The sequence below is a fragment of the Polynucleobacter corsicus genome (assembly GCF_018688255.1).
Taxonomy (GTDB): Bacteria; Pseudomonadota; Gammaproteobacteria; order Burkholderiales; family Burkholderiaceae; genus Polynucleobacter; species Polynucleobacter corsicus.
On the sequence record NZ_CP061314.1, the window covers coordinates 281910 to 308151 of the forward strand.

The 26242-nt window shown below is 39.1% G+C and carries 24 protein-coding genes and 1 pseudogene; 23 read left to right on the forward strand and 2 right to left on the reverse strand.

Annotation, left to right across the window (positions count from 1 at the left end; genetic code table 11):
* Nucleotide 1 precedes the first annotated feature (1 nt).
* From C2747_RS01600 to C2747_RS01675, 16 genes and pseudogenes are all read left to right on the forward strand, one after another.
* Complete coding sequence (locus C2747_RS01600) at nucleotides 2–1543, forward strand: mannose-1-phosphate guanylyltransferase/mannose-6-phosphate isomerase (protein WP_215331970.1); 1542 nt, start codon at nucleotides 2–4, stop codon at nucleotides 1541–1543.
* The gene (locus C2747_RS01605; RefSeq protein WP_215331971.1) at nucleotides 1540–2547 is read left to right on the forward strand and encodes a glycosyltransferase family 2 protein; all 1008 of its coding nucleotides are present in this window, start codon (nucleotides 1540–1542) and stop codon (nucleotides 2545–2547) included. Before C2747_RS01600 ends, C2747_RS01605 begins: the two co-directional genes overlap by 4 nt.
* Nucleotides 2544–4001, forward strand: a complete 1458-nt coding sequence (locus tag C2747_RS01610) for an O-antigen ligase family protein (protein ID WP_215331972.1) — start codon at nucleotides 2544–2546, stop codon at nucleotides 3999–4001. The genes C2747_RS01605 and C2747_RS01610 overlap by 4 nt, the downstream gene beginning before the upstream one ends.
* A 52-nt stretch (nucleotides 4002–4053) precedes the next feature.
* Nucleotides 4054–5184 (forward strand): annotated as a pseudogene (gene gmd, locus C2747_RS01615) (GDP-mannose 4,6-dehydratase).
* A gap of 4 nt (nucleotides 5185–5188) precedes the next feature.
* Nucleotides 5189–6175, forward strand: coding sequence for a GDP-L-fucose synthase (gene fcl, locus C2747_RS01620; protein ID WP_215331973.1), 987 nt, complete (start codon nucleotides 5189–5191; stop codon nucleotides 6173–6175).
* Nucleotides 6176–6275: 100 nt separating this feature from the next.
* Nucleotides 6276–7148 (forward strand): Wzz/FepE/Etk N-terminal domain-containing protein, encoded by an 873-nt coding sequence (locus C2747_RS01625; RefSeq protein WP_215331974.1) that lies wholly within the window; start codon nucleotides 6276–6278, stop codon nucleotides 7146–7148.
* A 108-nt stretch (nucleotides 7149–7256) separates the two neighbouring features.
* Nucleotides 7257–8264: a UDP-glucose 4-epimerase GalE gene (gene galE / locus C2747_RS01630; RefSeq protein ID WP_215331975.1), complete on the forward strand. Its 1008-nt coding sequence runs from the start codon at nucleotides 7257–7259 to the stop codon at nucleotides 8262–8264.
* Complete coding sequence (locus C2747_RS01635; RefSeq protein WP_215331976.1) at nucleotides 8261–9358, forward strand: glycosyltransferase family 4 protein; 1098 nt, start codon at nucleotides 8261–8263, stop codon at nucleotides 9356–9358. Before galE ends, C2747_RS01635 begins: the two co-directional genes overlap by 4 nt.
* A gap of 50 nt (nucleotides 9359–9408) precedes the next feature.
* Nucleotides 9409–10179 (forward strand): class I SAM-dependent methyltransferase, encoded by a 771-nt coding sequence (locus C2747_RS01640; protein WP_215331977.1) that lies wholly within the window; start codon nucleotides 9409–9411, stop codon nucleotides 10177–10179.
* On the forward strand, nucleotides 10179–11342 hold the full coding sequence (gene glf / locus C2747_RS01645) for a UDP-galactopyranose mutase (protein WP_215331978.1): 1164 nt from the start codon (nucleotides 10179–10181) through the stop codon (nucleotides 11340–11342). Before C2747_RS01640 ends, glf begins: the two co-directional genes overlap by 1 nt.
* A gap of 157 nt (nucleotides 11343–11499) precedes the next feature.
* Complete coding sequence (locus tag C2747_RS01650) at nucleotides 11500–12315, forward strand: hypothetical protein (RefSeq protein WP_215331979.1); 816 nt, start codon at nucleotides 11500–11502, stop codon at nucleotides 12313–12315.
* Nucleotides 12316–12318: 3 nt separating this feature from the next.
* Entirely contained in the window at nucleotides 12319–13497 is a 1179-nt protein-coding gene (locus tag C2747_RS01655; RefSeq protein ID WP_215331980.1) for a hypothetical protein, read from the forward strand.
* Nucleotides 13498–13515: 18 nt separating this feature from the next.
* Nucleotides 13516–14367, forward strand: a complete 852-nt coding sequence (locus tag C2747_RS01660) for a 2OG-Fe(II) oxygenase (RefSeq protein WP_215331981.1) — start codon at nucleotides 13516–13518, stop codon at nucleotides 14365–14367.
* Nucleotides 14368–14374: 7 nt separating this feature from the next.
* Nucleotides 14375–15409, forward strand: coding sequence for a hypothetical protein (locus C2747_RS01665; protein ID WP_215331982.1), 1035 nt, complete (start codon nucleotides 14375–14377; stop codon nucleotides 15407–15409).
* A gap of 7 nt (nucleotides 15410–15416) precedes the next feature.
* Nucleotides 15417–16283, forward strand: a complete 867-nt coding sequence (locus C2747_RS01670) for a glycosyltransferase family 2 protein (RefSeq protein WP_215331983.1) — start codon at nucleotides 15417–15419, stop codon at nucleotides 16281–16283.
* Nucleotides 16284–16299: 16 nt separating this feature from the next.
* Complete coding sequence (locus C2747_RS01675) at nucleotides 16300–17238, forward strand: NAD-dependent epimerase/dehydratase family protein (RefSeq protein WP_215331984.1); 939 nt, start codon at nucleotides 16300–16302, stop codon at nucleotides 17236–17238.
* Here C2747_RS01675 and C2747_RS01680 read toward each other — a convergent pair.
* Entirely contained in the window at nucleotides 17235–18374 is a 1140-nt protein-coding gene (locus C2747_RS01680; protein ID WP_215331985.1) for a glycosyltransferase, read from the reverse strand. The genes C2747_RS01675 and C2747_RS01680 overlap by 4 nt on opposite strands.
* 103 nt (nucleotides 18375–18477) lie before the next feature.
* On the opposite strand from C2747_RS01680, the gene C2747_RS01685 reads away from it, so the two are divergent.
* From C2747_RS01685 to C2747_RS01715, 7 genes are all read left to right on the forward strand, one after another.
* Complete coding sequence (locus tag C2747_RS01685; protein WP_215331986.1) at nucleotides 18478–19281, forward strand: FkbM family methyltransferase; 804 nt, start codon at nucleotides 18478–18480, stop codon at nucleotides 19279–19281.
* Nucleotides 19282–19515: 234 nt separating this feature from the next.
* Nucleotides 19516–20406, forward strand: a complete 891-nt coding sequence (locus C2747_RS01690) for an NAD-dependent epimerase/dehydratase family protein (protein WP_215331987.1) — start codon at nucleotides 19516–19518, stop codon at nucleotides 20404–20406.
* Nucleotides 20403–21437 carry a GDP-mannose 4,6-dehydratase gene (locus tag C2747_RS01695; protein ID WP_285896674.1) on the forward strand — a complete coding sequence of 345 codons (1035 nt, stop codon included), beginning with the start codon at nucleotides 20403–20405 and terminating at the stop codon, nucleotides 21435–21437. Before C2747_RS01690 ends, C2747_RS01695 begins: the two co-directional genes overlap by 4 nt.
* A 33-nt stretch (nucleotides 21438–21470) precedes the next feature.
* Nucleotides 21471–22499 (forward strand): GHMP family kinase ATP-binding protein, encoded by a 1029-nt coding sequence (locus C2747_RS01700; RefSeq protein ID WP_215331988.1) that lies wholly within the window; start codon nucleotides 21471–21473, stop codon nucleotides 22497–22499.
* Nucleotides 22500–22542: 43 nt separating this feature from the next.
* Complete coding sequence (locus tag C2747_RS01705) at nucleotides 22543–23127, forward strand: D-sedoheptulose 7-phosphate isomerase (RefSeq protein WP_215333028.1); 585 nt, start codon at nucleotides 22543–22545, stop codon at nucleotides 23125–23127.
* Nucleotides 23127–23813, forward strand: coding sequence for a nucleotidyltransferase family protein (locus tag C2747_RS01710; protein ID WP_251374790.1), 687 nt, complete (start codon nucleotides 23127–23129; stop codon nucleotides 23811–23813). Before C2747_RS01705 ends, C2747_RS01710 begins: the two co-directional genes overlap by 1 nt.
* Before the next feature lie 100 nt (nucleotides 23814–23913).
* A protein-coding gene (locus C2747_RS01715) for an IS3 family transposase (protein WP_433915500.1) occupies nucleotides 23914–25025 on the forward strand; the annotation gives its coding sequence in 2 pieces (ribosomal slippage) (nucleotides 23914–24163 and nucleotides 24163–25025; 1113 coding nt in all).
* A 98-nt stretch (nucleotides 25026–25123) separates the two neighbouring features.
* Here C2747_RS01715 and C2747_RS01720 read toward each other — a convergent pair.
* The gene (locus tag C2747_RS01720) at nucleotides 25124–26242 is read right to left on the reverse strand and encodes a Fic family protein (protein WP_215331990.1); all 1119 of its coding nucleotides are present in this window, start codon (nucleotides 26240–26242) and stop codon (nucleotides 25124–25126) included.

A 26242-nucleotide genomic window follows, 5' to 3' on the forward strand; every position in this document is an offset into this window, starting at 1 on the left:
CATGACCAAAGCCAGTCCTTCCATTTCGGTTATTCCTGTCATTCTGTGTGGTGGCTCCGGAACGCGTCTTTGGCCTTTGTCTCGCTCAGGCTTTCCCAAGCAGTTTTTAGTGCTTTCAGGTGATGACTCTAATCAGAGCTTGTTTCAACAGGCCATCCAAAGAATTAATGCTATTGGTGGACAGCATCAGGATCAAATTAAAGAAACCCCTATTGAATTAGGTTCCACGCTGATCGTCACCAATGAAGAACATCGGTTCTTGGCGCTAGACCAATTGCGAGAGTTAAAAGACATTCATGCAACTTTATTGCTAGAGCCTGAAGGCCGTAATACGGCGCCCGCTTTAACTTTGGCAGCTTTTCAGGCAAAAGATACCAAAGCAAACTCAGAGAACGTTGATCCTATTTTAGTGATCACTCCGGCTGATCAAACGATTCAAAATCAAACTGCTTTTGTTAAGGCGTTACAAGACTGTGTTGCCCTTGTGAATGCCGATGACAGTAAGCAAACGATTGCCATCTTAGGTATTACGCCCACAGCGCCAGAAACGGGTTATGGCTATATCAAGCGCAATGCCAAACAGGGTAGTCATAGTGAGTACGCTGTAGAGCGCTTTGTCGAAAAGCCAGACGCTCAAACAGCGCAAACGTATTTGGCAGATGGCAACTATTTGTGGAATAGCGGTATGTTCGTCATGCGCGCGAGCACTTGGCTATCTGCATTAAAAGAATTTCGTCCAGATATCTTTGGCGCTACAGAAACTGCCTGGGTTGCTAGAACGGCAGATGAGGCTGGACAAACGGCATTTATCCGACCCGATAAAGCAATCTTCCAAGCCATTCCGAGTGAATCCATTGACTACGCAGTGATCGAGAAGTGTCCCGACTCAAGCAAGTTCAATGTCAAGATGGTTGAGCTCAATGCAGGTTGGAATGATCTGGGTGCTTGGGATGCTGTTTGGCAAGTGGGCAAGCAAGATGAAAATGGTAATGTCACCACGGGTGATGCGATTATCAGTAATTCGAAAAATTCACTGATCCACTCTACCAATAGGTTAGTGAGCGCAGTGGGTGTGGACAATCTCATCATTGTTGAAACGGCTGATGCAGTCTTGGTTGCCGATAGAAAAAACAGTCAAGACGTTAAACATATCGTCAATCAGCTCGAAGTTCAAAAGCGCGAAGAAAAGAATCTCCACCGTAAAGTAGCAAGACCTTGGGGTTGGTACGACAGCGTAGATGAAGGTGAGCGCTTTAAAGTAAAGCGTATCCAAGTCAAACCAGGTGCGAGTCTTTCACTCCAGATGCATCACCATCGCGCAGAGCATTGGATCGTAGTTAAAGGGGTTGCCGAGATTACCAATGGTGATCAAGTGATTACTTTGACAGAAAATCAGAGTACTTACATTCCTCAGGGGCAAACACATCGTTTGGCAAATCCTGGCAATACCCCGCTAGAGATTATTGAAGTGCAGTCCGGTAGTTACCTAGGTGAAGACGATATTGTGCGATTTGAGGACAGTTATGGCAGGAGCTCTCAATGACATCCCCAAAAGCCTCAGTCATTCTCCTGACTTACAACCAAGAGCAGTTTGTTGAAGAAGCTTTACTAAGTCTTTTAAATCAAGATATGGACGATCTTGAGATTGTTGTGAGTGATGATTGCTCTAGTGACAGTACTTGGGGAAAGATTCAGGTAGTAGTAAATGCTTATAGCGGCCATAAGAAGGTAGTTACCTCTCGCAATGCTAGCAATTTGGGTATTGTTGCAAACTATGCTGCTGGCGTAAAAAAATCATCCGGTGATTTAATTTTCATGGCTGCCGGCGACGACATCTCACTGCCGAACCGCTGCTCTGGAACTATTCAATTCTGGCGTGACACTCAGCAGCAATATGACTTAGTTGCTGCCGATGCTTTTGATATGGCCTATGACGGAACTATCTTAGACTCCAAAAAGAATGATGATTTAGAAACTTGGACTGTCGAAAAATGGTTTGAGAGTCGCCCCTTCTTCTTTGGCGCAAGTCATATGGTTAGCAGAAGATTGCTCAATCTGGCGCCCTTAAATAGTGAGTTGCTTTATGAAGACCAGTGCCTAGTGTTTAGGGCAATATTGATGGGAGGTGCTATTCGTCTTCCGATCAACTTAGTTTGCCATCGTCGCGGTGGCATGAGTCAGACGATGGGCTTTAAGTTTGGCAACAGGCGGTCCGATATTCTTCGTCATGCAGCTAATGAACTTGCAGAAGTAAAGCAATTTATGAGTGATGCCACACTCCTCGGAAAGCAGTCATTGATAGAAACTTGGGTTACCCAGAAAGTGACCTATCTCACGCCTATTGTGAGGCTCTTTCAAGGGCCGGTATCACCCAAAGCGTTTGGGGAATTCTGGAGTAATGAGACGGTTTCTGTAGAAGATAAGCGTCGATACTCACGCTACTATTTTTTATACCCAGTACTTGCTATTGCGCACGCCGTTCGGGATTCATTGCGTATGCTGAGGAGGGATCGCCATACTGGCCATATCCAGCGCTCAAAAGTATGACCAAGTCTAAAAAAATGCAATCACCACAGACTCATTATCTAAACCACCAAGCTACTCCCAATGAAACATCGGGAGCGGTCAAGATTGCCTTAGTCACTTTATTTGCACTATTGTGGGCAATTTGGATTCAGCCGCATACGATTGCATTGCGTCAAATAGTGCTTACACTGGGCTCGCTTTTGGGGCTATATGTGATGAGCCAAAATCTTCACTTATTTAAAACGAGACGTGCAATACCGATTTATTTGATTGGGCTGCTATTTGCCTGGATTACATTTCATTTATTTTTTCTGAGCCATCAATATGAATTGCAATTAGCCGAGTACTTGACCATTTGGAAGCGGATCGCTTGGGGCGTGCCATTTGCAATTGGCTTGGGCATTGCGCTTAGTCAGTTGCCCAGTCAGAATGCCAAAAACCAAGATGGATCGATGGCTAAATACGAAGGTGTTTGGTGGATTTTTTATGCCGGCATAGTTGCTCCTACAGTTATTTATCTCATCAGAACGGTACTGATGTTATTAGCGGGTAAATTCAGCTGGCAGTTGCCCAATTTTGCAATGCACTGGCCTTCAACTTCTACTTGGCACATTACTAAAATGAGTACTGTGTTCTTTTGCCTTCCTGCTCTAGCCCTTGCCTGTAGTCAATGTATTCGCGTTGTAAATCAAAAAACTCAGAATGCCTTTGTCTTGATGATTCTGTATGTGGGAACCATAGCGGCGGTCCTGACAGTCTTTTATCTTGAGAATACTAAAAATGGTTTTGTATATTCGGCAATTTTAATAATGGCGATGTTGGTACAAATTATCGTTATTAGAAAATCTCAATGGAGTTGGCGTGATAGCGCCATTATTTTGCTTGCAGTGACTGGTATGACTATTTTAGGAGTGCGCCACATACAGCAAAATGATTCTTGGAAAACCCTAGCTTCTGATTTGAGGGTTGCCCAACAGCTGGAGAAGATTGATGCCTGGAAATATTATGGGACTAAAGGTTATCCAATTAACGATCTAGGTAAGACAGTTTCTATAACGAATTACGAGCGTGCAGCCTGGGGGCAGGTTGCCGTGGGAATGATAGGTGAGTTACCTCTAGGTTATGGCTTGGTATATAAGTCGTTTGGCTATTATGGAAAAGATAAGTGGCCCGACTCCATTTTATTTCAAGCGCATAGTGCTTGGCTTGACCTGATTTTGGGTATTGGTATCCCAGGAGTATTTTTACTGGTATTGGCGGCAGTCTTGGCTCTAAAAAATGCCCAGCAAGCCACTTCCCAATTTTGGAGTGTCATAGCCCTTTGGATACTCTCAAGCATAGTGCTTTTAATGGCTACGACTGAAGTGTCGCAGCAGATATACATAGATGCGCTTGTGTTTTTGATTTTAGGGGTAGCGGGTTTGGGCTTGCACCAGCGGCCACGGTCTAGGATATCCGGTGCTGCAGTCTACTAGACCCTTGGAGCTATAAAACAATGATTAGCTTTTTCTTTTTAATGAGATGTGAATGACAGACAAACAAAAAATAGCTCTGATTACTGGCATCACTGGCCAAGATGGCTCATACCTTGCTGAATTTCTATTGGAAAAAGGCTACATTGTTCACGGTATTAAGCGCCGAGCCTCTTCTTTTAATACTGAGCGTATTGATCATCTTTATCAGGATCCACACGTCAATCACCCAGATTTAATTCTGCATTACGGCGATCTCACGGACACCAGTAATTTGGTGCGCATTATTTAGGAGTGCCAGCCGGATGAGATTTATAACCTAGGTGCGCAGTCTCATGTCGCGGTATCTTTTGAGTCTCCCGAGTACACGGCTGATGTAGATGCAATGGGCCCCTTAAGAATGCTAGAGGCTATTCGTATTTTGGGTTTAGAGAAAAAGACCCGCTTCTATCAAGCCTCCACTTCAGAGCTCTACGGTTTAGTACAAGAGATTCCACAAAAAGAGACTACCCCGTTTTATCCACGTAGCCCTTATGCTGTGGCCAAGATGTATGCCTATTGGATTACCGTAAACTACCGCGAGGCTTATGGCATTTATGCCTGTAACGGCATTCTTTTTAATCATGAGTCCAAGCGCCGTGGGGAAACTTTTGTTACTCGCAAGGTGACTCGCGGCTTAGCTAACATTGCTCAGGGTCTAGAAAAATGCCTATATATGGGTAATATCGACGCTCTGCGGGACTGGGGTCATGCAAAAGACTATGTCCGCATGCAATGGCTTATGCTCCAACAAGATAAGCCGGAAGATTTTGTAATCGCCACAGGTGTTCAGTTCACGGTGCGTGAATTTATTATCCGAAGTGCTGAACAATTGGGTATCACTTTGAAGTTTGAAGGTGCCGCTGAAAACGAAAAGGCAATCGTAGTTGCCATTGAAGGTGATAAAGCTCCAGCACTCAAGGTAGGCGATGTGATTATGCAAATCGACCCACGCTATTACCGGCCTACTGAAGTTGAGACATTATTGGGCGACCCCACTAAAGCAAAAGAGAGGCTCGGTTGGATTCCAGAAATTACGCTTGATCAAATGATTGTCGAGATGGTGGCCAACGATTTAGATCGGGCTAAACAACATGCTTTGCTGAGTAAACATGGTTACTCGGTAGCCGTAGGTAAAGAAAATTAAATTCATGCAAGTTGATCTGAATCAAAAAATTTATGTTGCAGGCCATCGCGGCATGGTGGGATCTGCCATAGTGCGTAACTTGCAGTCTAAGGGTTACCAAAATATTGTCATGAGAGCTCATGCAGAGTTAGATCTAACAAATCAAGCACAGGTGCATGCTTTTTTTGAATCTGAAAAGCCTGCTCAAGTGTATTTGGCGGCTGCGAAAGTAGGGGGCATCCATGCAAATAACACTTACCCGGCGGAATTCATTTATCAAAACCTCATGATGGAGGCTAATGTTATTCATCAAGCATTTGAGGCAGGGGTGAAAAAACTCTTGTTTTTGGGATCCAGCTGTATCTACCCTAAGTTAGCTCCACAGCCAATGAGGGAAGATGTATTGCTCACTGGAAAATTGGAAGAAACGAATGAGCCTTATGCAATTGCTAAGATTACAGGAATTAAATGGTGCGAGAGTTATAACCGTCAGTATGGTCTGAGCCACGAAATTGATTACCGATCCGTAATGCCAACCAATTTATACGGCTCTGGGGATAACTACCACCCAGAAAATAGTCATGTGATACCAGCCCTTATTAGGAGGTTTCATGAGGCAAAGCTTGCTAATGCCCCCGAAGTCATTATCTGGGGTACAGGCACCCCAAGACGTGAGTTTTTATATGTGGATGATATGGCCGCTGCCTCAGTCTTTGTGATGGACCTAGAAAAAGCCACCTATGATCAACACACAGAGCCCATGCAAAGCCACATTAATGTGGGGTTTGGATCAGATGTCACGATTGCAGAGCTGGCACGCTCCATAGCTAAGGCTACTGGCTACCAAGGTCAAATTGTGTTTGACCCCTCAAAACCAGATGGCGCACCCAGAAAGTGGATGGATTCTTCCAGATTAAATAAATTAGGCTGGAGGGCTACCATTGGCCTAGAGCATGGCCTGAAGTTGGCTTACCAGGATTGCGTATGGCGACACAATGTAGCCCCTTATTAATTCTGGGTTTTGTACCTAAAAGGACAAAAGTGCTAATTTTTAGCATTTGATAATACAATGTCAAAATCAATTGTAGAGACTAAAGGTTTGAAAAGTAAGTATGAGCCAAAACCAATCCGCAAATAAACAAAGCGGTCAAGATTCTGATGTTGAGGCAGAGATCTCTCTGCTGGACATCCTACACTTTCTTAAAAGCGCCTACAAAACCATCTTCATTTTTGGCGCATTCGGAATTGCCTTGGCAATAGCCTATTTAGCCATTACCCCCAAGCAGTATGAGGCGACGGCTCAAATCGTCATGGCGCAAATTGGTGCTGCTAGTAACAATAACAACAATATTAATCCAATGGGCGTCAATATCGAGGAGCCATCACTTCTGATTGCCCGCATGTCCTCGCCAACCAGCTTCACAGCAGAAGTCACAAGTATTTGCGGTATGGAGGGTCAAGAAAATGCCCCGCTGGCGCTCAGTAAGTCGATTAAGTTAACGGTCCCCAAGTTAGTGGCTAACGTGGTCGAGCTCAAAACCTTTGGTGAAACTCCCCAATCAGCCCAAGAATGCAATGTAGCGGTGTTTGAGCTCATCAAAGCCAGTCAGACTCAAATTGTGGCCCCCTATGTTGCTGACGCAAAAGTGAAATTAGATGATGACATTGAGCGCCTAGCCAAGGCTAGGGATCTAGTCAATAAGGCCAATAAGTCAGGCTCTGATATGAGCGCAGCCTACCTCTCAACCCGAGATGAAATCAACTACTTGCTAGATGAGATCACGGCGCTGAAAACGGTGGTTGTATTCAATAAAAGTAAAGGTACCCGCCTGATTGCTCCCATCTATGCCAGTGATGTGCCAGTTGCACCTAAAAAAAGGATGGTTCTTACTGCTGGTTTCTTTGGCGGACTCTTCTTGGGTCTACTAATTGCGCTGGGTCGCCAACTGAATCTCAAGATTAAGGGCGAAGAGGGTAGAGCATGATAACGAGAGGCTTGATGAGAATAAGCGATCGAGATCGGGCATTAGCGGGCTTGAGTATTTAGTGAATAATATTAAGCAGCTTTCAATCTAATAACCAAAAGTATCTTTGTGAATATTTTGTTAACCGGTGGTGCTGGGTATATTGGTAGTCATACCGCAGTGGTGCTATCGCAGGCCGGTCACGAGGTGGTGCTTTTGGATAACTTTTGCAATAGTAGTCCGAGTGTTCTGGAGCGTCTTCAAAAAATTTTAGGCAAAGCACTTCCTTGTGTTGAGGCCGATGTTCGTAATACGGATGCGGTTGAAAGAGTTTTACGTGAATACAAGATCGATGCCGTGATCCACTTTGCGGGATTAAAGGCGGTAGGCGAATCTGTGGCTAACCCTGTTTTGTATTACGCCAATAATGTTCAAGGTTCAATTAGTCTTCTACAGGCCATGCAAAAGGTTGGCGTAAAAACCTTGGTATTTAGCTCAAGTGCTACTGTTTATGGTGAGCCCCAGTACTTACCATACGATGAAGACCACCCAACAAAACCCATGAATCCCTATGGGCAATCAAAGTTGCAGACTGAGAAAATTCTTCGGGATTTAGCTATCTCGGATGCTGATTGGAAGATTACAAGTTTGCGGTATTTCAATCCAGTGGGGGCGCATGAATCTGGCCTCATTGGTGAGGATCCCAATGGTATTCCAAATAACTTGATGCCATATATTGCAAAGGTGGCGTCTGGTGAGCTTCCCCATTTAAATATATTTGGGGATGATTATGAAACTCGCGATGGCACTGGGGAGCGAGACTATATACATGTGATGGATTTAGCTGAGGGTCATGAGGCAGCGATATCCTATTTAGAAAATTGCTGCCGAGGATTTGAGGTAATAAATTTAGGCACAGGAAAATCGGTTAGCGTCTTAGAGCTAATCTCGGCCTATGAGGAGGTGATTGGATGCAAAATTAAAAAATTTATAACTAAAAAGCGTCCAGGAGATTTGCCCGTTTACTATGCTCAGGCTAATAAAGCTAAAAAATTATTAAATTGGATAGCAATTCGTTCGGTTGGGGATATCTGCGAAACAACGCAGAGATTTAGCGCTGCCAAAATCATTGCATGAAATTATGCTTAGTCTGCTTGGCGTCGACCCAAAGTGGTTGGACTGACCATTTTGCCACCATCTGCTCTGGTCTCGCGGAGCGAGGGCACCAACTCCGAGTATATGTTTCCCAGGCAACAATGAGGTCAATGGAATTGGCAGCAATAGGTAATATTCAGATCGTTGAATATGATAAAAATAGATTTATAAATAGTTTAAAGGAAATTTTTAAATTAATTATTAAGATAAACTCTAGTGATGACCAAATATTATGCGTTTATGGTGAAGGGCCACAACACGCATTGGTTTGCCTTTTTTCTAGAATTCCACTCGTATCCCATATTGCGGATCCTATATCCCATTTAGGTGTCAAGTGGCGCGAGAGAGTAGTATTCCATATTACAAAAGTATTGATGATCATATCTGCCAAAAAAGTTTTTTTTGCTAGCAGTGAGGTGGTTGAATCTGCAATTAAGGCTTTTCCTTTGCTAAATTTTTTTGGCGGCTTAAGGAGTAAGTTTGATATTGTGAAGTTTGCAAATTTAATACAATTTGAACCGGCAGCCGAGTTAATTCAAAGTAGAGCAAACGGTATTAAAAATTGGGATTTTATTTATTTCGGAAGAATGGAGGTGTATAAAGGCCTGCCCATTTTTTTTGAGAGTATTAATATTCTTCTCAATGATGGATATAGCCCACGCATACTTCTTATCTCTAAGGATTTAGAGGGATCTAAGGTGCCGTATATCTGTCAACAAATAAGCTCTTACCTATCTCACGAAGAGCTCGGTAGTTATTTGGCTCAGAGTATTTGCGCAGTATTTCCATATTTAGATGCAAACGGCAGTCATACAGTTCAAATATCAAATTCTTTTGGGGCACCAGTGATTGCTTCTTGCGTCGGTAGCTTTGCAAGTTATGTCCAAGATGGAGTCAATGGAGTTTTGGTGGAACCAGGAAATCCATCTGATTTGGCTGAAGCGCTAAAAAATGTAATTGATAATAATAATTATTTTCTAAGAGACTTTGCATTAAAAAAATGGGCTGAAGATTTCTTTTCGAACAAAAAAAGTACCCTCCAGTTAGAAAATATTTTTCAAAAAGTTCTTGATTAGTTTAAATAGGCTTAAACATAAGATGCACAAAAATAAATTAGGGTTTCAAAATGGCCAAATTTAGTAAATCTAAGGGTGGTGGGTATGGAAATATTTTGCAGAATTTATTTAAAAATAAGTATTTAAATCGTTTTGTAGAATATATTTATCCTCCCGCCCCAATAGTCAATTGCATACCAAAAAAAAAAATAAATAAAATTAGAGAATCTATATTTAAGTCTGAAAATAAAATTTTAGATATTGGTAGTGGAATAAGGAGGGGTGTTGGCGCACGAATCTGGAGGGGTGGTGCAAGTGAAAATTGTCAAGTAGTCACACTTGATATAGTGGAGGGTGAGTCGGTTGATATTGTTGCAGATGCTACAGATATACCATCTGGCATTGGTCCTTTCGATGTAGTTATCATGCAAGCAGTACCAGAGCATGTAGCGAACTACCAAGCATTATTTTCAGAGGCAAAGAGAATGCTAGTTGAGGGCGGATATCTCTATGTTGAGATGCCGTTTTTGCAAGGATTTCATGCTGATCCTGATGATTATTGGAGAATGACATTGCCAGGATTAAAGCATCAAGTAAAAGACATGAGGATAATCGAAAGCGGTGTAAGTAGTGGCCCAATTAGTGCTTTGGTTTGGATTATTACCGATTTATTTAGCTCATTAACCGGCTACAAAAAACTGAATATGTGCATACGATTTTTACTTAGATGGATTTTTTCACCATTTAGATATATTGATTTATTAATTTCTGAAACAAATGCATCTAGTCGGTTAGCTGCAGAATATTATATTTTGGCTCAAAAAATAACACCATATAAATAATGAATAAAAATCAAAAAAAATTTGCAATCGTTGGAGCTGGATTTAGTGGTTCGATTATGGCTCATGAGCTTGCAAGGGATGGTCATTCGGTAGAAGTATTTGAAAGCAGGGATCATTTAGGTGGAAATTGCTACACAGAAAAAGATTCTGAAACGGGTATAACAATACACAAATACGGTCCCCATATATTTCATACAGACAATGAAAAAGTATGGAAGTACATCAACTCATTATGTGAAATGTTGCCATATACCAATAGGGTAAAAATAAATAGAAAAAACAAGATTTATTCTTTACCAATAAATCTACATACGATTAATCAGTATTTTGAACAGTCATTGAATCCTAAAGAAGCAAAAAAATTTATAGAAGAAAAGTCAGATGAAAGCATAACAAATCCTCAAAGTTTTGAAGAGCAGGCTTTAGCTTTTCTAGGAAGAGATTTATACGAAGCTTTTTTTGAAGGGTATACATTGAAGCAATGGGGAGTAGATCCTAAAAATTTACCTGCTAGCATATTAAAACGACTTCCAGTGAGATTTAATTATGATGATAATTACTTCAATCATAAGTTTCAAGGGATGCCAAAGGATGGGTATACAGATATTTTTGGGAAGCTCTTAAACCATAAAAATATAAAAATTAATTTAAATAGTAGATTTAATGTTCGAGATAATATTGACAAATTCGATCATATTTTCTATACCGGCCCTCTGGATGCATACTTTAATTATGAGCTTGGAAGGCTTGGTTATAGAACCCTAGATTTCAAAGAGGAAAGGGTGGATGGTGATTATCAAGGCTGCGCAGTTATGAATTATGCAGATAAGGAAGTTCCTTACACTAGGATATCAGAGCATAAATATTTTACTCCCTGGGAAAGTCATAGTAAAAGCATAGTTTACAAAGAGTACTCTAGACAATGTGAAGAAGAGGATATTCCATACTATCCAATAAGGCTTTTGAAGGACAAGGATCTGCTTGATGCTTACATTAAAAAAGCTAGACTGAGTCAGAAAGTAAGTTTTTTAGGAAGACTTGGTACATATAGATATCTAGATATGGATAAAACAATAGAGGAAGCTCTTGATGCTGCCGAAAAAACAAAAGCAATGTTGAAAGAAGATTTAAAGTTGCCTATTTTTTTCATCAGTATTGAATAGAGGTCTTGCACTTTTTATGCGAAGGTTGATTACATATAAAACATGCCTATTGATGCTTGGGCTTTTATGTACATCAATTTTTATTATCGCTACAAATCATCATGCTGACCTAGAGTACTATCTCTACGATTCTGGGGAGTCCGCTAGAACTGGGCTAATGAAGATTGCAGTCTACCCATTTTTTTATGTAACTGAAAATTTAGACGCTATATGTATTTTATGGGGGGCATTTTTTATTGGGGTCGCAATAAAATTACAGCGTAATTTAAGTGTAATAAGTTGTTATTTATTGATAATTCTAGGGCCATTTCTACTGATACCATCAAAAGAGAGCTTGGTATTTTTATCGTTTTTGGTGTTTATCTCGCTTTTAATGGGGGGATTTAAGTACCGTGCTACGTTAGTGATATCAATTTTATTTTTAGTGAGACCTTTTTTTGCGCCAATATTCTTGGTATTGATGATGATAAGAAGAAGCAAAAAACCTATTAAATTAATATATATATATTTATCCTTCATCCTCATAGCCCTAGTTTATTTATTATTCAATACACAGGCTATAGAGTATATAAATGGTTATTCAATTGGCTACTATGAGGGAGCGTTGAATGCAGGGTCAACTGATTGGGGATTCATAGAGGATGCTAGAAATCAGACAAGCATAGCTTTGCTTGTGGCTACAATCTTCTTCCGTTGTTTAATGCCTATTTGGATGTTATTTTTAGGTGGTACAAGTTCAATATATTTTATATGGTATGTATTTATTGAATTTATATCTATAATGACTATATATCTATTTATAAAAAATTTCCATTATAGATATCTTAAAATTAATACAATTGCACTTTTTTTAATAGCAATTACTCCTTTAAGTATATTACTGGTCACAAATGCTGGAAGTGCTGTTAGATATATATCTATATTACCATTAATATTGGAAACTATGGCATATAACTTTAAAAGAAAAATTTAAACTTTGAAAGAATATTATATTAGATTGATTTCATATTCAATCTTGAAGTATTTTTCAGTAATCGGCTCAATGGCAGCATTTATGTTGTCATCAATACTGGTGGAGCAAAATAACAGCGCTTCAGATAATATATTTTTATGTGTTATTTCATACACACTCGGATTGTATTGTGGAGACCCAAACTCATTAATTTTTTTTCAAAGAAAATTTAGAGAAAATATAGATAATGTGAATAATGGATACTGGATTCCACGTTTAGCTTTAACATTAATTATTAGCGCTGTATCAATTTTTTTCGTAGAAAAATTAGAGGTTAGTCACTTCTTATTGGGATCAATATTTGCTTATTTTCTCCCACAGGGGCGTATATCCAATGCTAATAAATTTCAAATAGTAATTTTTCTTGGCGGATTAATTAAAATAACCATTAGTATTTTTATTATTGTTAATAGTAGAAGTGCATTTTCGAATTTGCCAATATTAATATGTTTGGCAACTTCTTCAAATTATTTGGCTTCGATAATATACCATCTAATTTATATTAAGAATGACATTATTAATAATAAATCTACTAATAATATAAATGTATTGCACGAATTTTTAGAGTGCTGCAAATCATTTTCCATAACTTTACCAATTCATTTTTACACCTCATTAGGTGGGTTTGCATACATTAATATTAAAGGTGAAGAGGGAATTTCGTTATATTTTTTGTATGACAGAATCATAAGAGGTCTTGGGGCTACAGTTAATGTATTTCAATCAAAGACGATGGATGCTATCTCAAAGATTTCTTTAAAAATTGAAACAATCAAAATAAGTAATTTAATAAAATATTTTATAATTTACTTAGCCGGAGGGTTTATTATAGGTATTTTATTTGTGATACTTGGAAAATTAATATTTAATTATATTGGAATAAATTCAAATATATTTGATAATAATCTTATTGAAATAATTCCTGTTGCAGTTTCTTCAATGTATATATCGAATTTAATTGGTGTTCAAATATTTATGGTTAATAATAACTATAGGATAATGTTTTTCGCATCTATTATAGCAATAATATCATTTTATATATCCCTATTATATTCTAACAACATATTATTAATGATTTCAGTTCCAGAAATTTCAATTGCAGTTTTTTTATTCTATTGTTTAAAATTTAAATTAAAGCATTAAAAAATTGAGGAAATAATGATGAATATCGAAGAAGGTATGCGGTTGGCTGAGAAAGATGCAATTTCTTATGGTAATGAGCATAGCTTAAAATATAAAAGTGCCCCATATTTTGGACATATAGTCATAGATAATTTTTTGCCATTTCATGTTGCAGAAAAGATCCTCGATAACTTCCCACTTGAACCATTAACAAATGATTTGTTATTTAAAGAAAATAGCTTTGAAAGAAATAAAAGGCAAATCTCCCCTTATGACTGTAGTACCGAAGCTTTAATTTTTTTTCTGTTCTTTAACTCAAAACCTTTCATACAGTTTCTAGAATCGCTCACTGGAATTAATGGCCTTTTTGGTGACCATTCGTTTGGCGGCGGTGGCTTTCATGAAACCAAAAAGGGGGGTAAATTAGGTATACATGCTGATTTTAGAATACATCCTAAGTTGCGAGCCCATCGTAGAGTTAATGTGCTGATTTATCTCAATAAAGAGTGGGAAAGTAGTTGGAGCGGAAATCTAGAGTTATGGAGTCCGGATATGAGTGAGATGATTGACTCCATAGAGCCAATATTCAATCGATGCGTGATTTTTAATACTGAAGAAGATGCTTATCATGGTCATCCAAATGAGCTCTTGGTGCCAGATGGTGTAACTAGAAAATCTATTGCTTTGTATTATTATACAGGCTCTCCATCCATCTATGGAGAGGCGCATAATGTCTCAACTATATTTAAAGCGAAACCTGATGATAATGCATTAATAAAGATTAAATCACTGAAGCAAAATTTAAAAGAAAGGTATTTTTCCTTAAATCAGTGGATGCCGCCAATCCTTTATTATTTTGCAAAATCAATAAAAAATAAGAGAAATAAATAGGCAAAAAATGTACGAAAATAATTTTATTTTAAGATGTAATGGGATGAAAAAAACTGGTGGGCCTATGGCCACTCTCCAGCTTGCGGAATGTCTTTTGGCCTGTGGCAATAATATAATAATATGGTACGACAGTATTGACGCATATAAATATTTTGAGGACTGGCATAAAAAATATCTAAGCGAAAAATCAAAATATATAGTTACTGATGACATTTCTCAATTAAAAAATAAAATTTTTATCTTAACTGAATCATCATTTAATGATATAAAAAATATATCTAAAGATAATAAAATATGGGTATATATGCAGTCAGTTGACAATTGCATTATCTTTGGAACATCTGCATCAAGACTTGAGGGGACATTTAGAATTTTAAAGAACTGCATTAAGAATTTTAACAATTCATATGCTAATAGATGGACAATAGTTCGTGACAGGATTGAGTTTATTTTCTCCCAAAGTGCTTATTCTAATAATTTTTTATCAAACCTAGATGCTAATATTCCTTATCTGTACATTGGAGATTTTATAGATAAAGAAAAATATAACAAACCTTTGAATAGACTTAGAAAGTATAGTAATTTAGATAGTGTAAATCTAAGGGTAGCGTTTAATCCTTCAAAAGGGAAAATATTGCATAAACTTGCAAAATTTTTCTCAAAAAATATTACCTTTATTCCTATTATAAATGTAAATCCAGAAAATATTCTTGATTTTTTATCTTCGGCTGATTGTTATGTTGATTTTGGAGGCCAGCCCGGTAAGGACAGATTGCCCCGTGAAGCTATATTATCTGGTATACCGTCATTTCAATTTTTACGGGGGGCTGCTGTGAATGGAAGTGATTTCCCGTGCCCAATAATTTTTAGATTAAATTTTTATAATGTAATTAATTTTGAGTCAAGAATAAAGAAGGGATTGAAATTAAATAACAAAACAATCCATTCAGCCAGGATTGCTGATATTTTATCTGAAAAAGATAATTTTTATAGTAGAATCAATCACTATTTAAATACGTATTATAGTATGAATAAAATGTAATTTTTATATGAAAAAAAATATATTATTTATCATTAATTATAATTCTAACAAGCAAATATCATCACTTTTACAATCTTCAGACTTAAATATAATTAATGTAACTCATTGCGTAATCTACAATAATGGAGATATACCTACTAGTCAAGATATTGAAAATTGGAAAATAAATTTTTCTAAAGTAAATATTACTTTTGAGGTTCTCTGCAAAAAAAATGAGGGATTTGGTGCGGCAATAAATTCATGCATAAGCTTGATGAAATCCGATTATCTTGGTTATGATTATGCTTTTTTTTCAAATGCAGATATAGTTGTTAAAAAGAATGCGTCAACATTTGCTTACAATATGTATGATGCTGTAGGTTTTCCTATGTATCAAAATGGAAATTTTATAGTTTCTAAGATAACAGTATTTACGCCGCTAATTCCATTTAGGTTCAGAAAAATTTTCGGTTTGAAGCCAAAATATGGGCCGACTGAAATAGTTCACGGATGTTTTTTTGGTTTTCGTATTGAGTATTTGCTAAGAATGAATACTAAATTTTTCGAAGAATATTTTTTATATTGGGAAGAAACTCAATTTTTCTATGAAATCAATAAACTTGGTTGTAAGATCGGTGTATCGGATTCAGTCCGTATAAATCATGACGGTGAAAAATCTGTGTTCCTTGATAATGCTAGATACTATATGTTAAGAAATGGCTTATTTTTTTATCGCCATGTTTATAAATCTTTTTCCTTATTTCTAATATGGTATATTATAAATACTATATATGCCATTATATCTAGTATTGGATTCCCATTTAAATTACCACTTTGGTATACACAAGGAAAAATTGATTATTATAATAATCTTCTAGGTAAAAGAATTTGTTAGATATATGAATATATCAATGACTGGTATTAATGGATTTATTGGGAAAAGGCTCGCTGAACATCTAGTAAAACATGGCGTAAAAATAAAGGCCTTAGTTCGAAATAAACAATTAAAATCCTTAGACCCGAATATAGAATATATATATGGGGATTTACTTCATAAAGGAACCCTTCCTCCTTTGTTAAATAATTGTGATATTTTTATTAACTGTGCCGCTGAAATAAAAAATCAAGAACTCATGTTTGATATTAATGTAGAGTCAACAAGAAAATTATTAAATTTAGCTAGGAAGCATTTTATTTGTTATGGAACCAAAATACACTGGATTCAACTAAGCAGCGTGGGCGCTTATGGGATGGGTAATGAGGGTGACAATTCGATTAGGAGAATAACTGAGTCCTCTCCGCATTCACCAGATAATATGTATGAAAGGACAAAGACTTTGGCGGATGAACTTATAATGGAAGCTGGATTATCTAGTTATATTACATATACATTATTAAGACCTTCCGCTGTATTTGGTACAAGTATGCCCAATAACTCCTTAAGGCAATTAATTAAAGTTGTTAAGTCTAAATATTTTTTTTATATTGGTGATGGAAATGGGATACTTAATTACATTCATGTTGATGACGTTTGTAATGCAATAATTAAATGCTTATTTAATGAGGCGGCCAAGAATCAAATATTTAATTTATCTAATGACTGCTCTCAACAAGATTTAATTACCTCAATTGCTAGATTGAGTGGGATTCGAAGTCCTAGTCTTCATATTAATCGCACCATTTTATTGTTGGCAACAAAGATTATAGAGCCCTTCTTAAGGTTACCATTGACTAGATCTAGAATTCGATCATTGACTTCAAAAAATTTTTATAGCACTGATAAGATTGAAAAAATTTTAAATTTTAAGCCTGAGTATAAACTGACCGATAGAATTTCAGATTTATTTTAATCTGGATAATTACCGTTATATATTATTTTTAGACCAGCATATATTGATTCTGAGGAATAGAATTCATTTACTCTTGCTAAGGCATTTTTGCCAAATTGTTCCCTTAAATTATTGTCTAAATATAGCTTCTCCATTGCGCTTGAGAATAAATTAGTATGTTTCTCTGAAACGAGAATTCCGGTTTTATTATGAACAATAGAGTCAATTAACCCAGGTATTTTGTATCCGATAGCAGGTTTTCCTAGTGCAGCAGCATCAATTACTATTGTCCCAAATCCCTCTCTGTAGCTCGGTAAACATAATACATCTGAAATATTTAAATATTCGAAATGATTAGAGACTGCTTCTAAGGTAATTACATTTATTAATAATGATTTATTGCTATCCAAATAATCTATTACTGCCTTATCTTCGCTTGGACCCACGAATAATAGCTTTAATTTAGGATGTTTTTTCCTTAATTGTTGAAAGGAATCTATCATGTCAATAGCGCCCTTATCTATTGTTTTTCTTGCTATATAAGCAAAAATAAAATCGTCTTCATCTATGGCAAGTTTCTCTTTAAGCTTGAGGGAATTATTTGATAGTGATTTAATATTATATTTTTTTACATCAACTCCTGACAGTGACCCTTTTCCTATAACTGGTAAAGGCCCTTTTTTATATCCAATATTATTTAAAAAGAGATAGTTTGACTGCGAGGGGCTATCAGTTAAGCATAATGTATTTAATTTAATTATTATTAAATCAATTAGTTTATAAAATTTCCTCTTGTTGCCATCATAATTCGACCATACCTGACCTGTAAAGGTATGCAATCTAATTGGAGTCAGTGTCAGTCTTGCTGCTATTGAAGCCAGCAGCCCTGACTTTGGCATAATTGAATGAGATATGTCAGGCTTTATTTTTAAAAAATAAACTATTAGTTTAAAGAGCGCTTTAAAATCTGAGAATATCTTTGGCTTTCTTTCTATTTTTAAGTTAATCATTTTAATACGTGGAAATAAAAGGCTATATTTTTTTACATCATCACCAATAACGTAAATTTCAAAGTCTTTTACAGCATTTTCAATAATATTTTTAAGATGCCAAGGTAACGTATTTGATATTGTTGTTATGTATATAATTTTTTTCATTTTATGAAGTTAAGCTCTCAGCCATAAATTGATACTTTGATGATTCTATTCTTGTAAAGTCGACTTTCTTCAATTCTTTCTTAATTCTACTAAATTAAAATATATGAATCAGTTTCTTCTGCTCAAAAGTAAAATCAAGCGTTTTTTACATATGTTTCATCATTCGTTTGGCTGGGTAAGATGCTATGGCTCAGCCCTGCCACCATTTATTTTTGGCTCGATTGGTGAAGATGCTGTAATCGAACACCACATTTATTATTTGGGACTTGATAATAAGGCTCCTGGGGCGTACCTTGATATCGGGTGCCATCACCCGATTGCTCTCAGCAACACCTATAGATTCTATGGTCGCGCCTTGGGTTATGTGGTCGATGTTGGTAATGCTAAGGCTAAACTTTGGAAGAGAATTAGACCAAAGGATATTTTTCTTAATACTGCAGTAGTGCCTAACGATTATCAGGGTGAAGATGTTGAATTTGTTATTGCGGGTAAATATGGCACAGGAATGGATCATGTTAGCGGCTATGGAGTTGAGCCCACAAAGGACAGCTCTCACCTTTTGAAAAATCAACGAATTATCAAGGTCAGCGCACTTAAGGCGCGCGACTTAGGGGGGCTTGTTTCAAGTGATGGCGGATGGTTTAAGGCGGCTTGGAGAGTTCTCAGTATTGATATTGAGGGTGCAGATTTTAAAATTCTCGAAGACATTAACCTTCAGTTATTAAGGCCAGACATAGTGGCAGCCGAAGATCATGTTCCTAATGAAGTTTCTCAATGGGATCGCATTTCTTATTACCGAGATAATTCACCGCTAGTGAATCTTATGACCAATCTAGGATATTCGCTCCAGTCAGTAGTGGGTCCTACACTGATTTTTGTAAGAATTGCTTCTTACAAAGGCTCATAAAGTTTACTTGTTAGATTTGTTTGTAAAATAAAATGAGTAGAGTTTTTAAGTGCTTTAGCTTAAATACATAAAAAATAGTGCATTGATGGTAATAATGCGCAGTAGTAGGTAGGATCTCTCGCCTCAAGGTTTAAGGATTTGAATGGGGTGAATGATTTTTCACAGTCTTTGATGCATCCATTATTTGGGATAGATTAAATTAATAAATTACTTAAAAAGAGCGCTATTGATAGTGTGAATACCAAAAAGTCTAAAGCCTTTGTTGTTGGCGCTTCAGGGTACATTGGAAGTCAACTGCTCGATAAGTCGTCTAATTTTTTTTCCTCCTTTGGAACAACTTCATCTATAAATTCAATGGGATTATTGTATCTAAAGATTAATGATCCATTGGGTTTTGATTATGAAAAAATTTCATCGGACGATACAATTTTTTTAGCGGCCGCAATTTCTTCTCCGGATATATGCGAACATAAGAGCGAATATGCTTGGAGCGTTAATGTTTCTGGGACTATCAGGTTTATTTCGAAAGTCATTGAGCGCGGCGCGAGAGTGATATTTTTTTCGAGTGATACCGTTTATGGTGAGCGCCAATGTATTTTTAATGAGACTGCAAGTATTAATCCGTCAGGTGGATATGCGCAAATGAAGGCTGAAGTTGAAAATCAGTTTCAAGATGAGCCGCTTTTTAAAGCCATTAGACTTTCTTATGTCTTCTCTCGAGATGATAAATTTACAAAATATTTAACAGGTTGCCATCAACAGGGTGTTGTGGCGGAAATTTTCCATCCATTTTATCGTTCAATTATTCATCGCGATGATGTTGTGGATGGCGCAATTGCTCTCGCTCGATTTTGGGGTGATTACCCGCAACGCATTATTAATTTTGGGGGTCCTGAGGTACTTTCAAGGGTTGATTTTGCCCAACAAATTAAGAATGGTGCGCTCGCTAATTTGCTTTATGAGGTGATCGAACCAGCCCCAGAATTTTTTAAAAATAGGCCTCGAACTATTGCTATGTCCTCAGACTACTTGCCCTTGCTTTTAGGTAGACCCCCTCACACATTAACGGATGCCGTGCGTGTTGAATTTAATGAACAAAGTTTTAAATCTAAGTTGGATGCATGATGCTTAATAAAATATTAATTACCGGAATAACAGGTCAAGTGGGCTCTCAATTGGCAGATTATGTTTTGCAGCATACTGCGCTTGAGGTGGTGGGTGTTATGCGTTGGCAGGAGCCAATCGACAACCTATATCATTTGACGGCTCGGATTAATAGTAAAGACAGAATAAGTCTTCAGTACGGAGATTTGAATGACTATGCATCTATATCCCGAATCTTGCAGGAAGTGAGACCTCGTTATATTTCTCATTTGGCTGCTCAATCGTACCCCAAGACATCATTCAATATACCGATTGAGACATTGCAAACTAACATCATTGGCACTGCTAATCTTCTTGAGAGTATTCGGCAGTTAAAAGAGTCGGATGGCTTTGATCCGGTGGTGCATATTTGCTCTTCAAGTGAGGTTTATGGCAGAGCAAAGCCAGGCACCCCATTGGCCGAGAATACGGCTTTCCACGGGGCAAGTCCATACAGCATTAGCAAGATTGGAACTGATTATTTAGGACAGTTTTACGGTGAGGCTTATGGAATAAAAACTTTTGTAACGAGAATGGGAACTCATTCTGGGCCTCGCCGCAGCGATGTTTTTTTTGAGAGCACCGTTGCTAAGCAAATTGCATTAATTGAAGCTGGACACCAAGAGCCGGTAATTAGGGTTGGCAATTTATCAAGTACACGAACCTTTCAGGACGCAAGGGATGCAGTAAGGGCATATTTTTTATTGCTTGAGGCAAGCGAGGCCGGGACAATTAAGTGCGGCGACTATTTCAATATTGCCGGTGAGGAAGTCTTTAAGTTACCAGAGGTTATTGAGTTACTTATTAGCATGAGTACTCGAAAAGATATAAAAGTTGTCACTGATGAAGAGAGGCTGCGCCCTATTGATGCGGACTATCAAATGTTTGATAATTCAAAAATTAAGTCAGCTATTAATTGGAAGCCTGAGATAGCTGCTAGAGATATGTTTAGCGACCTTTTAAATCATTGGAGGAGTGAAATTTCTAAAGGAAAAATTCCACTTAATAGATAAATCCTTTTTATATTTTTTGGAATTGAAGACTATATGACGTTAATTCGAGCTCGTGCACCCCTTCGTCTTGGTTTGGCGGGTGGGGGCACGGATGTATCTCCTTATTGTGATGCATATGGGGGGTATGTACTGAATGCTACGATAGATCGCTATGCCTATGCTGTTATTGAGACTTTGGACGAGCCCATCGTTCGTTTTGTGGCAACAGATCAACAGGCCGAGGAGGTGATGCCTATTGCATGTACTATCGCCTTAAATGGTAAGCTTGATTTGCACAAGGCAGTTTACAAATATATGGTGAAGCACTTCAATGGTGACAAGCCCATTCAAATGGAGTTAAGTACTTTTTGCGATGCTCCTGTTGGATCGGGTTTGGGTTCATCCTCGACTCTAGTTGTGGTGATGATTCGTGCTTTTGCTGAACTGCTCAATGTGCCGCTAGACGATTATGCGATTGCCCATTTGGCCTACAAAATTGAGCGATTAGATTGTGGTTTGCAGGGTGGTCGACAAGACCAGTATTCAGCTACTTTTGGAGGCTTCAACTTCATGGAGTTTTATGCTGATGAGCGCGCTGTAATAAATCCGTTACGAATTAAGAATTGGATTATCTGTGAACTCGAAGCTTCATTGGTGCTGTTTTTTACTGGTATATCTCGTGAGTCTGCCAGAATTATTGCGGATCAAAGTGGCAACCTAAAAGGGGGTTCTGTTGATGCTCTAGAAGCCATGCATGGGATAAAGCGCGAGGCATTGGTTATGAAGGAGTGCTTACTACGCGGGGACTTTTATGGTCTAGTGGAATCAATGCGCTCAGGGTGGGATAGTAAAAAGCGTTCTGCTAAGACGGTATCAAACTCACACATTGATAAAATTTATGACACTGCTATCGTTTCGGGGGCCTTGGCTGGAAAAGTTTCTGGCGCTGGTGGTGGAGGATTTATGCTCTTTTTTGTACCAACAGAAAAGCGGATGAGTGTTGTTCGTGCCTTAAAGCATTTCGAGGGTGAAGTGAGTAATTGCCACTTTACTCCGTATGGGACTCAAGCATGGCGAATTTAAACAATCGAATATATATCTATGACGTAATGATGAAGGGCTAATGATGTACGGCTATGTTAACGAGCAAATTAATGAAACGCAACGCATTATGGGCGCAATGTTAATGGATAAGTCCTTGCTGAATACAGTGGAGCAAGTTGCTTTTGCTTGCATAAGATGTATTCGCGAGAAGGGCAAAATTTTGCTTGCAGGTAATGGAGGCAGTGCCGCAGATGCTCAGCATATTGCTGGAGAATTTGTTAGTCGATTTGCCTTTGATCGCCCAGGGCTACCGGCGATTGCTTTAACAACGGATACTTCTATTTTGACTGCAATTGGTAATGATTATGGCTATGAAAAGCTATTTGCTCGTCAAATTCAGGCTCTAGGTCAAAGAGGTGATGTGTTTATTGGTTACTCAACTTCTGGAAAATCCCCGAATGTACTTCTGGCATTTGAGGAGGCCCGCGAGAAGGGCATGCTCTGTATTGGATTTAGCGGCAATCGTGGCGGGCCGATGAAAAGTTTATGCGACTTTTTACTGGAGGTTCCGAGCGCTGATACACCTAAGATTCAGGAAGGTCACTTAGTCTTAGGCCATATTTTATGTGGCCTGGTTGAGAGTACCATTTTTAACGCGCACTCCTGATGGAGGCAATCATTCTCGCAGGAGGCTTTGGAACGCGCTTGCGCGAGATGGTGCCTGATCTGCCGAAACCTATGGCCCCCATTGCAGGCAGGCCATTTCTTGAGATTTTGTTGCAGTCCCTTTCGCACAAAGGATTCACCCGCGTAATTCTATCTTTGGGCTTTATGGCAACTAAGATTTCTGATTATTTTGGCGATAGATTTGCGGGGATGGATTTGGCTTATGTTGTTGAAGATACCCCACTGGGCACCGGTGGAGCTGTTCGGTTAGGTCTCTCAATCTGTGAAGAGAGTCACGTGTTTACATTCAATGGGGACACCTTTCTTGATTTGGAGGTGGGAGAAATTGAACGGCTTTGGCAAAATAATGGTCACCCCATCATTGTTGGTCGTCAAGTCTCAGACACAGCACGTTATGGGCGTCTACTGACTCAAGATAATTATGTTGCAGGCTTTACTGAAAAAGGTGTGGGCGGTCCCGGATTGATCAATGCGGGGTGTTATGTTTTTGATCGGAGGCAATTGGATTGTTTTCGCTTGAATGAGATGTTCTCACTAGAGTCTGAGTTCCTGTCTAATCTAGTTGTCCAAACCGAAGTGGATGTCTTTGTAACTGAGGGCTTATTTATCGATATTGGCATTCCTAGTGATTACACTCTTGCGCAGACCCTGCTGGCAGACTTGTAACTTACGGGTTGCCAAAATAATTTAATCAAGATGACCTGTCCTGGGATTTTCAGACCAAAAGCTTTTAGAGATAATGACTCCTTCAACCTAAGGAGCAGGTATGAAGAGAGCACGGTTTTCAGACGAACAGATTGTTCGGATATTGCAAGAGGCAGATCGTTCGCCAATAGCAGAGGTTGCCAAGCGCCACGGGGTCAGCGAACCCTCGATTTACAGCTGGCGTAAGAAGTTTGGCGATCTAGGTACAGACGATGTCAAACGCTTAAAGCAACTCGAGCAAGAGAACGGCCGTTTAAAGAAGATCTTGGCAGAGCGCGATCTCGAGATTGAAGTGATGAAGGAGATTGCCGTAAAAAAGTGGTGAGCGTGCAAGATCGACTGGAGCAGGCCCGCTATGCAGTTGGGCGAGGCATCTCCCAAAGACGTGCTTGTACGCTGCTAAGTGTTGCTAGATCTGGCTTAGATTACCAATGCAAGATGCCGGTTAAAGATCGGCCGATAATAGTTGCCATGCGCCAGTATTCCGAGCAATATCCTCGCTATGGCGCCAGACGGATTCGGATCTTTTTAAGACGGGATGGTCTTGTTCTAGGTCGCGATCGGACGGCGCGCATCTGGGCTGGAGCTGGCCTACAGGTGCCCGCCAAAAGGACGCGCAAGCGTTACCGTAGTCAAAATCGACAACCGTATGTAGCAACTGGGCCTAATGAAGTTTGGGCTTACGACTTTGTCTTTGATGCTTGTGCCAACGGGCAAAAGCTCAAGTGCTTAACCTTAATTGACGAGTTCACCAAAGAGAGCCTGCACATTGATGTGGCCGGCTCAATTAAAGGCAAACGAGTGGTGCAGGTTTTAGAGGAAGTCATTGCAGAGCGTGGTTACCCCAAGGTTCTACGCAGTGACAACAGTCCAGAGTTTGTGAGTACCATCTTATTGGAATGGGCGGTAGAGCGAGGTTTGCACAACTTACATATCGAGCCAGGTAAACCTTGGCAAAATGGCACTAATGAGAGCTTTAATGGTAAGTTTAGAGACGAGTGCTTAGCCATGAACTGGTTTCATAGTAGAGTGCATGCCAAGGTAATTATTGAGCAATGGCGTAGGCACTACAATTTAATCAGGCCACACTCAAGTTTGGATTATCAAACCCCAACAGAGTTTGTCGCTGGATGGCAAAAGGAATTAATAACGGGAGCCAGAGTTTCTAGATGAAATTGGTCCGATAAAACCAGACAGGTCAGGATATTGGATATAGAACAATTGTCATATGAGCTTATGCAATGTAGCTTTGTGAAGGGGTCTATGCGCGATTAAGGGCGACGTATTTTATAGTTAGTACTCCGTCCCCCGGAATCTGATTTCACCAAAGCGCCACGTTCTACTAAATCGGTGATATCTCGTAAAGCAGTATCTGGGGAGCACTTAGCAATGATGGCCCATTTACTGCTGGTGAGTTTTCCATCAAACCCATCAAGCAATTTATTAAGTAACTTGATTTGTCGCTCGTTCATCGGCGTTCCAGACCAGTGTTGCCAAAAATTAGTTTTGACTAGAGTGGTTGAGAGCGCCGCTTCCGCAACTTGGATAGCAGATAGCAAGCTACTTAAAAACCAGCTAAGCCACTGCGTCACATCCAGCGTCCCCTTCTGGGTTTTCTCAAGAAGATCATAGTAATTTTTACGATCGCGTCCAATTTGCGCTGATAGACTATAAAAACGCTGCGATGATCCATCTGCTCGAGCTAATGCCATGTCGCCAATTGCCCTTGCTATCCGACCATTGCCATCGTCAAAAGGGTGTAGCGTTACAAACCAGAGGTGAGCTAAGCCTGCCTTAATAATTGGATCATCTTGCTGATCTACATTGAACCAGAGTAAAAACTGCGCCATTTCTGGTGGCAAGAATGGTGCTGGCGGCGCCTCAAAGTGATCCTTTTGGCGACTCACGGGGCCCGAAACAACCTGCATGGGTCCTAGGGCATCATCGCGCCAAGTGCCAACCAATATTTTGGATAAGCCGCTATAGCCCGTAGGAAAGAGGGCGGCATGCCAGGCGAAGAGTCGTTCTTGCGTTAAATTGTTCTGATGGTGTTGGGTAGCGTCGAGCACCATATCAACCACACCATCGATATGACGATCTGCCGGAGCTAAGGCTCCGATTTCGATACCCAGCCGTTTTGCAATGGATGAGCGGACCGAGTTTGGATCGAGCTTTTCACCTTCAATCTCGCTGGTTTTGAGTACATCTTCGGTGAGTACGCGCAAGGACTCTTGATCGCGCAGGTGAATGCCCACATGATGTAAGCGCCCCAATAGGCGTCCTTGAGCTTGGTACACCTGAGTCAACAAACCAGTGAGATGCTTGAGGTCGTATTCCCAATGAGGCCATTGAGAATCTTGCCAAATGTAGTTCTTATCTCCGCTATCCAT